The following is a 12,208-nucleotide window of genomic DNA, read 5'->3' as shown; positions in this document are numbered from 1 at the left end:
GTCACACTGGCACGCGTGAACGTCTCCGAAGCGGTGGAGAAGGCGCTACTCGCAGCCGCGAGCCTGGTGGTGAAGAAGGCTGCGAACGAAGCGAACACCAAGGCGTTGGTCATCGAGCCGGTCCTGAAGGCGCTTGGCTGGGATACGACGGACATCGATGCCGTTGAACGCGAAGTGCAGATCTACGACGGCACATTTCTAGACTATGCCCTCAAAATCGACGGCACGCCACGCGTCTTCGTTGAGGCCAAGTCGCTGTCCGGGAATCTGTCGGACAAGAAGTTCATCGCCCAGGCGGTGAATTATGCCAATAACAGCGGGGTCGTGTGGTGCGTGCTCACCAATGGTCGACGGTACCGTGTTTTCAAGTCCAACGAGGTTGCTCCGATGGACGAGAAGCTGCTATTCGAGGTGGATCTCGACGACCCACAGCCGATCGCACGCAAGCTGGAACAGCTTGGCAGAATCGCTCATCGCGAGGTGTCGATGGGCAGGCTGGACGAGTACGGAGAGCGGGTCTTCACCGACTCGCGGATCCGGTCTGCGCTGTCGGCCCTCGCAGCTGATCCGCCAGAGGCCCTTCTTGGCATGATCACCGAGAAGGTGGGTGCGCCCGCAGTCGCCGGCCCGTTGCTCCGAGACAGCCTGGCTCGAGTTCTCGATGCGGCGCCGGTCTCGGTCGGCCTGGACGTCGACGCTCCGACGGTTTCGACTTCGCCAGCCGTTCCGACTTCGCCGTCGCGATCGGCGCAGCCGTCGCCGTTGACACTGTCCGAAGTCGGGAAGAAACCGGGCGCCTATGACCTGGACTGGCATCTGTCAGGTAAGGCTCGGGCGATGCGCGAGCTCTGGGAGTCGATCGACACCTACCTGATGTCGAGCAGTGCAGAGATGTCCCGACGCGTCGGGAAGGTGGCAGTCAACTACTTTCGAGGGAAGAAGTCCCTAGGATCGGCGCAGATCCGCAACGATCGGGTCGTTCTCCATCTCAAGCTCGACCCCGTCTCGGTGCCGCACTGGGACGACAGCTCTATGCGCGACGTGTCGGACATCGGCCACTGGGGAAACGGGGATCTCGAGTTCTCGCTGACGAGCGAAGGGCAGATCGAACAGGCGCGTCAGCTGATGGACCAAGCAATTCAAGCATTGGCTTGAGGGGCGCGTCTGTTCCTGTTCACGGCGAAGTATACGCAAGCCAGGCCAGAGAGGGGATCCGATCCGGCCGTCGACAAGCATTCCGACTGAAGGAGCGGTCTGGGTCGGCCGATCAGTGATAATCGAGATCAACTATAGGCGCTTGCTGCGATACGCCGTCAGGTCGTCGTGATCGAAGGGAGCGACCGGCACCCATTCGGTGATCATCGTCCGGAGCGCAGACGCGGTCGCGATGCTCGATCCCACAGTGGGGCGGTGGGCGGCTGCACGATCTACGGCACCCGCCGACACCGTTCACGCTGTTCGGCCGAGAGGAGGGGCTTCCGGCTCCCCGCCAGGTTGTCGCCGCCCGGCCTGTTCCGCCGGCCGTGGTGGCCATCGCCGGCGCCGCCGACGTTGACGCTCTCCTCGGAGCGTTCGGACCTCCTCGGCCGCGGCCGAAGGATGGCGTCCGGACCGATGGGTGCTGGTGATGCTGCACGATCTTGCGGCCCCGCGTGGTGCTCCAAGTAGATGATCTGCTGGCGGGCATGTCGCATCGGTGGATGAATCCGGTTGAGGCAGGAAAAGCGCTCTCGGGTGGTCGCTGCGTGGTCGACTGGTGATCGGGTGGTTCCGAACACTTCGGTGCTGCCCACACTGCGGTTGCCCCGCTTTCGGTCCCCGCCGCGACCGTCGTCGAGCACGAATGATGCGCAGTGCACGGGGCCGCCGACGGCCCGGTCCGCGATGTGCGCGGGCTCCGGGTGCTCCCCGACCGGACCATCGCCGAGCCGGCGCGGTCCGCGACGACCGCCGGGTCGTCGTCGACGACGCGTGGGTGTTCGCCGGCGGGGTCACGCCCGGTATCGACGGCGCGCTCCGGTTCGCGGCCGGGCTGCGCGGGCGGCGGGCGGCCGAGTCGTGCAGCTGGGCATGCAGTACGCCCCGGAGCCCCCGTTCGACGCCGGCACCCCGGACACGGCGCCCCCGGAGGTGCCGGCCCGGGCGCGGGAGGCCCAGGGGGACCTCACCGCGAGCCGCGAGCGGACCGCGCGCCGCGTCGCGGAGCGCCTCGGCGTCCCCCGCCCGTCCCGGCGGCCGGGGGCCCGTCCGGCACCGGGGACTGAACCGTTCTCGGCCACGGAAACCCGGTGGCCGACCACCCACGGCCCGCACTACCGTGCCCGCAGCCGTGCACCGAACCGAGGAGGTGGGACCCGTGACCGCAGCAGACAGCCGGGTGCTCCCCTCCGGGGACACGGCCGGGCGGTAGGTCGCCCGGGAGCGCCCTCTCACGAAGGGCACGACCATGCGACTCCACACCGAACAGCGCCACGACGACCTGGTCGAGACGGCGTTCACCCTCGACGACGTCCCCGGCATCCTCTGGACCCCGGCCGTCGCGACGACCCCGGTCGCCGCGACCGTCCCGTCCCCGCTGGTCCTCCTCGGCCACCCCGGCGACCTGCGCCGGATGCACCCCCGGCTGCTCGCCCGGGCCCGGTCCTGCGTGGCGGCCGGATTCGCCGCGGCGACCCTCGAGCTCCCGGGGGCCGGCGACCGGCCCCGCCACCCCGAGGCCGACCGGGCCCGCGCCGACCTGCGACGCGCCGTCCTGGCCGGCGAGCCGGTGCCCGACGACGTCGTCGACCGGCTCGTCCTCCCGCTGGTCGAGCAGGCGGCCCCGGAGTGGCGGGCCGCGCTGGACGCACTGCTCGCCCGGCCGGACCTGTGCGGGCCGGTCGCCTGGTCGGGCGGGATCATCTCGCTCGGCGTCCGGATGGCCGTGGTCGAGCCGCGCATCGCGGCCGCGGTCCTGTTCGCCGGGAGCTACGTACCCCGCGCGATCGTCGAGGAGGCCCGGACGGTCACCGTCCCGCTGCTGGTGCTGCTCCAGTGGGACGACGAGGGCAACGACCGGCAACACGCCCTGGACCTGTTCGACGCCCTCGGCAGTCGTGAGAAGACGCTGCACGCCAACACCGGCGGGCACACCGGCGTCCCCGCCTTCGAGGGCGCCGACGTGGCCAGGTTCCTGGCCCGGCACCTGGGGTGAGCGGTCGGGGGCTCGACGTGCGGGCCGGGTCAGCCGACCCGGGGGAGCCCCAGGATCCGGCGGCGCAGCGCGTCCCGGCCGCCCTCGGCCGGTGCCGTCCCCTCGACGAAGTCCCGCAGGAGCGCCACGAAGCGGTCCGGCTGCTCGGCGTGCGGGAAGTGCCCCGCGTCGTCGAAGACCTCCAGCCGGCTGTCGGGCAGCCGGTCGTGCGCGGCGAGGGTGTGGGCGAGCGGGATGACCCGGTCGCGGTTCCCGCCGACCAGCAGCACGGGCACCTCCTCGAGCAGGTGCAGGCGCTGCGCCCCGTCGAGGCGCTGGCCGGACGGCTCCAGCGCACCCCGCGCGGTCTGGACGAACGCGCCGCGGGTGCCGCGGTCGGCGAAGGCCTCCAGCGCGGTGTGCACACCGTCGATGTCCGAGCGCGGCGCGGTGCCGACGCGGTGGGCCAGCCGGTGCGCGGCGCGGCGCATCCACGGCGGGGTCAGCGACGCCGCCGAGCGGAGCACCAGCTCGGTGCCCGGCAGGCTCGCTGCGCGCAGCGCGAGGGTCAGGTCGTGGCCGAGACCGCCGGAGGACACGAGCACGACGCGCTCGGTGAACTCCGGGAACTGGTGGGCGAACTGCATCGCGACGCCGCCGCCGAACGAGTGGCCGACGATCGTCGCCCCGTCGACGTCGAGCGCCGCCAGCAGGTCCCGCAGCCCGGTCGCGTAGCCGCCCAGGGAGTAGTCGCCGCTGCGCGGTGCCTCGCTGGCCCCGTGGCCGAGCAGGTCCGGGGCGATGACGTGCAGCCCGCCGTCGAAGGCGTCGAACACGGGGGCCCAGGTGCGCGAGCTGGAGGCCAGACCGTGCACGAGCAGGACCGTCGGGCCCTCGCCGCGGCCGGTCTCGCGGTAGCTCACACGCTGTCCGTGCAGCAGGATCTCGCGCTCCTGGGGGGACTGGTCCGCCACTGGGCACCTCCGTACGTCGACGCCTCCATGATCCCCCTCCGCACGGGCCCGCGGCGGTGGGGTCCGCCGGTGTCCTGGAGACGTCGGCGAGGGGGGTTGTCAGGGGGTGGCGGCGCCGTCGAACGACACCCCGGCCCGCTGCTGCGACATGTCCCACACCCGGCGGGCGGCGGCGCCCGCCGCGGCGTTGCGGACGGGCAGCACGACCTCGGCACCGGCGGCACCGCGCCGAGGCCCCGACGGTTCGCACCCGCGAACGTCGGCGCGACCCCCTCCGGGCCCCCGCCGACCCGTCGTACCCCGCCGTCACCTGCGGCAACACCGGTGACGGCAGGAGTCACACGTTAGGTGTGTGATCGTGTCCCCCGATCGACGTGATACCGGCAACCGCGGTTGCAGAGGGTCCCCGCCTCGGTAGCGTCCGGGCCGTGTCCACGCCGATCAGCCCGCGCAGCCGTCGTCGCGTCCTGCACCCCGTCGCGAGGACGGCGACGTCGCTGTTCGTCGTCGGCGCGGTCGCCGCGGCCGGGTGCGTGGGCGCGGTGGGGGCCACGGCCACGCCGGTCGCACACGCCGCCTACACGTCGGTCCCGGCGGCGGGCCTGTCCGTCGCGGCGACGGTGACCATCGACGGCGCGCAGTACCCGAACCCGCTGCGCATGCTCGACGGCACCGGCGTCACCGACGTCGCCCGGTGGGAGGGGACCCGGCGCGCGGAGCTGCTGGCGGCGTTCCGCGAGAACGTCTACGGCCAGCCGCTGCCCAAGCCGACCAAACAGACCTTCGACGTGCGGACCAGCGACGACGGTGACGTCACCCTCAAGAAGGTCACGATCGGCATCACCGGGCCGGAGGGCACCGGGAAGTTCACACTGCGGCTGTTCGTCCCGACGGGCAAGACCCCGCGCGGCACCTTCCTCATGATCGACCACCGCGGCTCGGTCTCCGACGACCCGGGGCAGTCCTCGGACTACGCGCCGGTCTCGACGATCACGAAGGCCGGGTACGCCTTCGCCCAGATCGACGCCAACGACATCGCCCCGGACGACAGCGGCAGCTACCGCAGCAAGATGATCAATCTGTTCCACCCGTCCGGGAGCGACCTGCCCGACGACGCGGGCCGGGCCGTCGCCGCCTGGGCCTGGGGTGCGAGCCGGGCGATGGACTACCTGCAGACCGACAAGGACATCGACCCGTCGAAGATCGCGGTCATCGGGCACTCCCGCAGCGGCAAGGCAGCGCTCTGGGCCGGCGCCCAGGACCCGCGCTTCGCCGCGGTCATCTCCAACAACTCGGGGTCCACCGGCGCGAAGCTCGCCCGCCGCGGCGACGGGGGAGTGGGTGCCGAGACGGTGTCGCGGGTCAACAGCTCCTTCCCGTACTGGTTCCCGAAGACCTACCAGGCCTACGGGAACAAGGTCGACGAGCTGCCCGTCGACCAGCACGAGCTGATGGGGCTGGTCGCGCCGCGCAAGCTGGTGATCGCCAGCGCCGACGACGACTCGAACGCCGACCCGGAGGGCGAGTTCCTCGCCTACGAGGCGGCGAGCGAGATCTACGCCCTGTACGGCCTCGGCGACAACGGCCTGGGCACGACGGGCTGGAAGCCCACCACCGACACGGCCTTCTCCGGGCCGGCGATGAGCTACCACCTGCGCTCCGGCGGGCACGGCCTCAAGGCGGCCGACTGGAACATCTACCTGAAGGGCGATCTGTTCACACAGGCGTCACCGCGCTGACCGCCCACGATTGGTACGACCGTACTCGAATGACCGTTTCAGGCGATCTTCCTGAAATAAACACGTCGAGCGTTTGACGTCCCGTGGAGGCGCGCCGTCGTCCGTGGCGGCGGGGTCGGCCGCGCCGCGATCCCGCGGTCCCGCAGGTGGAGCGCACGCCGGCGGTGTCCGTGCACTGTTTCCGATTCGATTCCGGTCCATTTCCGGTTGCCGTTGAAAACCAGGTCGACGCGGCGTCGGAGTCGGCGTCCCAGGGCGGGGAAAATCGCCACCAGCATGTCGGGCATTTCCGCGAGAAAAGCAGCGGTGAATGCGCGCGGGGCGCCGAACAGTGCGCGACGGGTGGTCCCGCGTCGTGGTGGGCGGGTTCCACGACGTGGGACGGCGCTCGTCTCACCGGTCGGCTTCGACGCGCTCCCGTGAGGTGCTGTCGCTGCTCACGGGCTCGCAGCAGTCCGGTAATGTGGCACTGGTCACACCTTCGGTCGGGTAATTGCGATGCGCAATGCAATGTTGCGTAACGGAAGAATGTGCCGGAATGCGTCCGACCTGCGCTGATGTGTTTTCCGTGAGGATCAGGCCGGACGTGACGTCGCGATCCGATCACCGACGGTCGCGCGCAATTCCGTGTTGCCCGACGCAATGGAGGCGGGCGCAATGGATTCGTAACCGGAGAACCGGGATGCTGTGGTTACCGTGCGACCCACCACCGAACCGCACCGGCCGCCTGCACACCACGCGGGGCGCGGCCGTCCCGGACAGACAGGACTCTGATGCGATCAACTCGAGTCGCGGCGCTGCTCTCCCTGACCTCCGCGCTGGTGCTCAGCGCCTGTGGCGGCGGGGGAGGCGGCACCACGGGCGACGCCCAGGGCGCCCCCACGATCTCGGTCTACGGCACCGAGCCCGAGAACGCGCTGCTGCCGGGCAACACCCGCGAGGTCGGCGGCAGCAAGATCCTCGACGCGCTGTGGTCCGGGCTGGTCGACTACAACCAGCAGGGCGAGCCGGAGAACAAGGTCGCCGAGTCCATCGAGTCGACCGACTCACAGAACTGGACGATCCGCCTCAAGGAGGGCTGGACCTTCCACGACGGCACGCCGGTCACGGCGAAGAGCTTCGTCGACGCGTGGAACTACGTCGCGCTGAAGACCAACGCCCAGTCCAGCTCGGAGTTCTTCGCAGGCGTCGCCGGGTTCGACCAGGTCAACCCGGACGAGGGCGAGCCGACCGCGCAGGCCATGTCCGGCCTGCGGGTCGTCGACGACCGCACCTTCACCGTCGCGCTGACCGCGCCGTCGCCGGTGTTCGTCAACACCCTCGGTGACGTCGCGTTCTACCCGATGCCCGAGTCGTTCTTCGCCGATCCGGCCGCGTTCGAGGCGAACCCGGTCGGCAACGGCCCGTTCCGCTACGAGTCCCGGGTGCCCGACCAGAACGTCACCGTCACCCGCTACGACGAGTGGGGCGGCGAGCAGCCGGTCGGGGTCGGCGGTGTCGAGTTCCGGTTCTACGCCGACAGCGAGGCCGCCTACCAGGACGTCGTCAGCGGCAACCTGGACTTCCTCGAGACCATCCCCGGCTCGTTCCTGATCGACAACCTGTACCAGCAGGACCTCGCCAACCGGAACGGCAACCAGCCCTACGCCGGCACCAACACGATGACGTTCCCGATCTACGACCAGCGCTACGCCGACCCGCAGCTGCGGCAGGCGATCTCGATGGCCGTCGACCGCGAGGCGATCATCAACAACGTCTACAACGGACTCGTGAAGCCGGCGACCGGCTTCATCCCCGAGGGCGTGCCCGGCAAGGTCGACGACCAGTGCGGCGAGCTGTGCACCTTCTCCCCGGAGCGGGCCAAGCAGCAGTTCGACGCCTCCGGCTTCACCGGCCCGATCGAGCTGATCTCCAACGTCGACTCCGCGATCAACCGCGAGTGGATGCAGGCCGCCTGCGTCAGCATCAGCAACACCCTCGGCGTGCCGTGCAACTTCGTACCGGTCCCGACCTTCTCGGAGTTCCTGGACCAGCGCCGGGCCGAGAGCCTCACCGGCATCTTCCGCTCCGGCTGGGTCGCCTCGACCCCGACCATGGACTACGTCCTGCGGCCGCAGTACACGACGGGCGCGGCGAACAACAACAGCGGCTACACCAACCCGCGCTTCGACGCGCTGGTCGACCAGGGTTCGACCGCCGCCACCGCCGAGGAGGCCTACGCGCTGTGGGCCGAGGCCGAGCGCGTCCTGATCCAGGACATGCCGGCCGTCGCGATCAACGACCAGTCCGCGCAGTTCGGCTGGTCGCCGCGCCTGCAGAACGTCGAGCTGACCTACGGCCGTGAGCTGGACCTGGAGACCGTGACCGTCCAGGAGTGACGCCGCTCCACCACCACCCACCGGCGGCCGGGTGACCACCCGGCCGCCGGTGCACGTGCCCGGCGCGAACCGCCGGGCACCCGAACCCGGAGGTGACCCGTGGGGCGCTATGTCCTGCGACGACTCCTGCAACTGGTGCCGGTGTTCCTCGGCACCACGTTCCTCATCTACTTCATGGTCTGGGCGCTGCCCGGCGACCCGCTCGCCGGCAAGTGCGGCGACCAGGCGTGCCCGCCCGCGTTCGTCGAACGCATGCGGGAGGAGTACGGGCTCGACCGGTCGATCTTCGTCCAGTACGCCACCTACCTCGGCAACCTGGTGCGGGGCGACTTCGGGGAGAACTTCCGTGGCCAGGAGGTCTCCACGCTGATCGCGAACGCCTACCCGGTCACGATCCAGCTCGCCCTCGTGGCGCTGGTCATCCAGGCGATCATCGGCCTGACCGCGGGTGTGCTCACCGGGCTGCGGCCCGGCGGGTTCCTGGACAACGTGGTGCTCACCGCGACCCTGTTCCTGGTCGCCGTGCCCGTCTTCGTCACCGGCTACGTGCTGCAGTCCGTCCTCGGGCTGCGGCTGGGCCTGATCCCGCCGACCGTCCCGGCGAACCCCGGCTTCCTGGACCTGATCGTGCCCGGCTACGTGCTCGGCAGCCTGTCGCTGGCCTACGTGGCCCGGCTGACCCGGACGTCGATCGCGGAGAACCTGCGGGCCGACTACGTCCGCACGGCGACCGCGAAGGGCCTGACCCGGCGCCGGGTCGTCGGCGTCCACCTGACCCGCAACTCGGCGATCCCGGTGATCACCTTCCTCGGCGCGGACTTCGGCACGCTCATGGGCGGGGCGATCGTCACCGAGGGCATCTTCAACATCCGGGGGATCGGCGGGCTGATCTTCGGGTCCATCCAGCGGCTCGACGGGGTGGTCGTCACCGGCGTCGTCGTCCTGCTGGTGATCGTCTACCTGCTCGCGAACCTGGTCGTGGACGTCACCTACGCGCTGCTCGACCCGAGGATCCGCCTTGACTGACCCCACCACCGCCACCGCGGACAAGCCCGTCGCCACCGGCGGCACCGCCGAGGCGTCGGCCCGCACCCGCAGCCTCAGCGGCGACGCCTGGCACGACCTGCGTCGTCGCCCGCTGTTCCTCGTCGCGGCGAGCCTCATCACGTTCCTGCTGGTCATGGCCGCGTTCCCGCAGCTGTTCACCTCGGTCGACCCGACCCTCGGCGACCTGTCGCGGGCCCGGCAGGACCCGTCGGCCCAGGCGTGGTTCGGCTACGACCACCTCGGCCGCGACGTGTACGCCCGCACCGTCTACGGGACCCGCGTCTCGATCGTGGTCGGTGTGCTGGCGACGACGGCGGTCGTGCTCGTCGGCGCCGTCATGGGCCTGATCGCCGGGTTCGCCGGCGGCTGGGTCGACTCGCTGCTCGCCCGCGTCGCCGACGTCTTCTTCGGTGTGCCGTTCATCCTCGGCGCGATCGTCGTGCTGTCGACCTTCCGGGCGTCGGTCGGGCAGAGCGTGATCGGCATCAGCGGCCTGGTGATCGGCACGATCGGGCTGCTGTCCTGGCCGATCGTCATGCGGATCATGCGGTCCGCCGCGATCGCCGCCCGCAACCAGGACTACGTCAAGGCCGCCCGCGCGCTCGGCGCGAGCCCGTGGCGGATCATCCGGCGGCACATGCTGCCCAACACCATCGCGCCCGTCATGGTGTACGCGACGATCGCGCTCGGTGCGTTCATCGGCGCGGAGGCGACGCTGTCGTTCCTCGGCGTCGGCCTGCGCGACCCCGTCGTCTCCTGGGGCGTGATGATCAGCGAGGCGCAGAGCTACCTGCGGACCTCGCCGCACCTGCTGCTGTTCCCCGGCGCGTTCCTCGTCGTCACCGTGCTGGCCTTCGTGCTGCTCGGCGACGCCGTGCGCGACGCGTTCGACCCGAAGGGCCGGTCATGACCCCGCTGCTCGAGGTGAAGGACCTGCACGTCGAGTTCCGCACCCGCGACGGCGTCGCCCGGGTGCTGAACGGCGTCGGCTACCAGGTGCACGCGGGGGAGACCCTCGCCGTCCTGGGGGAGTCCGGGTCGGGGAAGTCGGTCACCGCGAACACGGTGATGGGCATCCTGCCGACCCCGCCCGCGACCGTCACCGCGGGCTCGGTCCGCTACCGCGGCGAGGAGCTGCTCACCGCGACCGAGGAACGGCGCCGCGAGCTGCGCGGCGAGAACGTCGCGATGATCTTCCAGGACGCGCTGTCGGCGCTGAACCCGGTGTTCACCGTCGGGTTCCAGATCGGGGAGCAGCTGCGGACGCGGCGCGGGATGAGCAGGCGCGACGCGCGGGCCCGCGCCGTCGAACTGCTCGACCTCGTCGGGATCCCCGGGGCGGCGCAGCGGGTCACGAACTTCCCGCACGAGTTCTCCGGCGGGATGCGCCAGCGCGTCATGATCGCGATGTCGCTGGCGCTGGACCCGGACGTGCTCATCGCCGACGAGCCGACGACCGCCCTCGACGTCACCGTGCAGGCCCAGATCATGGACCTGCTCGCCGACATCCAGCGGGAGCGGGAGATGGGGCTGATCCTCATCACCCACGACCTCGGCGTCGTCGCGGAGGTCGCCGACCGGATCGCGGTGATGTACGCGGGCCGCATCGTCGAGCAGGGCGACGTGCACCAGCTCTTCGCGAACCCGGCCCACCCCTACACCGAGGCGCTGCTCGCCTCGATCCCGCGGCTGGACAGCAAGGGCACCGAGCTGCGGGCGATCACCGGGCTCCCGCCGACGCTCACCGCCATCCCCGACGGCTGCCCGTTCCACCCGCGCTGCCCGCGTGCGGTGGAGCGCTGCCTCGGGACCGACCCGCCGCTGATCCCACTGCCCGGAGCGCGGGCGTCGGCGTGCCTGTTCGCGGAGGACCTCGTATGAGCGAGCCCGTTCTCGAGGTCGACGACCTCGTCAAGCACTTCCCGGTGAAGGTCGGTGCGGTCGTCAAGCGCACCGTCGGCCACGTGCGCGCCGTCGACGGCGTCTCGTTCTCGCTGAACAAGGGCGAGACGCTGGGCATCGTCGGCGAGTCCGGCTGCGGGAAGTCGACCCTGGCCCAGGTGCTGATGCGGCTGGAGCCGCCGACGTCGGGCTCGGTGCGCTTCCACGGCGAGGACATCTTCGCCCGCCGCGGGGCGGAGCTGCGGGCACTGCGCCGGCAGATGCAGATCGTGCTGCAGGACCCGTACACGTCGCTGAACCCGCGGATGACGGTCGCCGACATCGTCGGGGAGCCGTTCGAGATCCACCCCGAGGTCGCGCCGAAGGGGGAGCGGCGGGCGAAGGTGCAGGAGCTGCTCGACGTCGTCGGGCTCAACCCCGACTTCGTCAACCGCTACCCGCACCAGTTCTCCGGCGGGCAGCGGCAGCGCATCGGGATCGCCCGCGCGCTCGCGCTGCGCCCGGAGATCATCGTGTGCGACGAGCCGGTGTCCGCACTCGACGTGTCCATCCAGGCGCAGGTGATGAACCTGCTCGGGAACCTGCAGCGCGAGTTCGGGCTGTCCTACATCTTCATCGCCCACGACCTGTCCGTCGTGCGGCACCTGTCGGACCGGGTCGGCGTGATGTACCTGGGCAAGATGGTGGAGCTCGGGACCGAGCAGGAGATCTACACCCGGGCGTCGCACCCGTACACCCAGGCGCTGCTCTCCGCGGTGCCGGTGCCCGACCCGTCGGTCCGCGAAGGGCGCAAGCGGATCCGGCTCACCGGTGACGTCCCGAGCCCGGTGGACCCGCCGAGCGGCTGCCGGTTCCGGACGCGCTGCTGGAAGGCCACCGACATCTGCGCGACCGAGGAGCCGCCGCTGGTGACGCGGCCGGGTGGGCACCATCCGAGCGCGTGCCACCACGCCAGCGAGGAGTACCTGCTGCCGACCTGAGGCAGCGGACGGAGCG

9 protein-coding genes are annotated in these 12,208 nt (G+C 70.8%); 8 read left to right on the top strand and 1 reads right to left on the bottom strand.

Features of this window, described 5'->3' with window-relative positions; all coding sequences use genetic code 11:
- The first annotated feature begins 15 nt into the window (after positions 1 to 15).
- Positions 16 to 1,155, top strand: a complete 1,140-nt coding sequence (locus WHI96_RS12955) for a hypothetical protein (protein ID WP_345648705.1) — start codon at positions 16 to 18, stop codon at positions 1,153 to 1,155.
- A 1,291-nt stretch (positions 1,156 to 2,446) separates the two neighbouring features.
- Positions 2,447 to 3,193: a dienelactone hydrolase family protein gene (locus tag WHI96_RS12950; protein ID WP_345648707.1), complete on the top strand. Its 747-nt coding sequence runs from the start codon at positions 2,447 to 2,449 to the stop codon at positions 3,191 to 3,193.
- A 29-nt stretch (positions 3,194 to 3,222) separates the two neighbouring features.
- Here the strand turns inward: WHI96_RS12950 and WHI96_RS12945 are convergent, their stop codons facing one another.
- On the bottom strand, positions 3,223 to 4,146 hold the full coding sequence (locus WHI96_RS12945; RefSeq protein WP_345648710.1) for an alpha/beta fold hydrolase: 924 nt from the start codon (positions 4,144 to 4,146) through the stop codon (positions 3,223 to 3,225).
- Positions 4,147 to 4,574: 428 nt separating this feature from the next.
- Here WHI96_RS12945 and WHI96_RS12940 point away from each other — a divergent pair, with 428 nt between their 5' ends.
- The 6 genes from WHI96_RS12940 (at position 4,575) to WHI96_RS12915 (ending at position 12,192) form a co-directional block, all read left to right on the top strand.
- Complete coding sequence (locus WHI96_RS12940; RefSeq protein ID WP_345648713.1) at positions 4,575 to 5,885, top strand: dienelactone hydrolase family protein; 1,311 nt, start codon at positions 4,575 to 4,577, stop codon at positions 5,883 to 5,885.
- A gap of 773 nt (positions 5,886 to 6,658) precedes the next feature.
- Positions 6,659 to 8,263 carry a peptide ABC transporter substrate-binding protein gene (locus WHI96_RS12935; RefSeq protein WP_345648716.1) on the top strand — a complete coding sequence of 535 codons (1,605 nt, stop codon included), beginning with the start codon at positions 6,659 to 6,661 and terminating at the stop codon, positions 8,261 to 8,263.
- Between the two features lie 99 nt (positions 8,264 to 8,362).
- A complete protein-coding gene (locus WHI96_RS12930; protein ID WP_345648719.1) occupies positions 8,363 to 9,289 on the top strand; it encodes an ABC transporter permease in 927 nt (308 codons plus the stop codon).
- Positions 9,282 to 10,220: an ABC transporter permease gene (locus tag WHI96_RS12925; protein ID WP_345648722.1), complete on the top strand. Its 939-nt coding sequence runs from the start codon at positions 9,282 to 9,284 to the stop codon at positions 10,218 to 10,220. The genes WHI96_RS12930 and WHI96_RS12925 overlap by 8 nt, the downstream gene beginning before the upstream one ends.
- Positions 10,217 to 11,191 carry an ABC transporter ATP-binding protein gene (locus tag WHI96_RS12920; RefSeq protein ID WP_345648725.1) on the top strand — a complete coding sequence of 325 codons (975 nt, stop codon included), beginning with the start codon at positions 10,217 to 10,219 and terminating at the stop codon, positions 11,189 to 11,191. The genes WHI96_RS12925 and WHI96_RS12920 overlap by 4 nt, the downstream gene beginning before the upstream one ends.
- Entirely contained in the window at positions 11,188 to 12,192 is a 1,005-nt protein-coding gene (locus tag WHI96_RS12915; protein WP_226357631.1) for an ABC transporter ATP-binding protein, read from the top strand. The genes WHI96_RS12920 and WHI96_RS12915 overlap by 4 nt, the downstream gene beginning before the upstream one ends.
- Positions 12,193 to 12,208 lie beyond the last annotated feature (16 nt).

Source organism: Pseudonocardia tropica, assembly GCF_040105315.1.
GTDB classification, from domain to species: Bacteria; Actinomycetota; Actinomycetes; order Mycobacteriales; family Pseudonocardiaceae; genus Pseudonocardia; species Pseudonocardia alni.
This window is presented reverse-complemented; position numbering and strand designations above follow the sequence as displayed.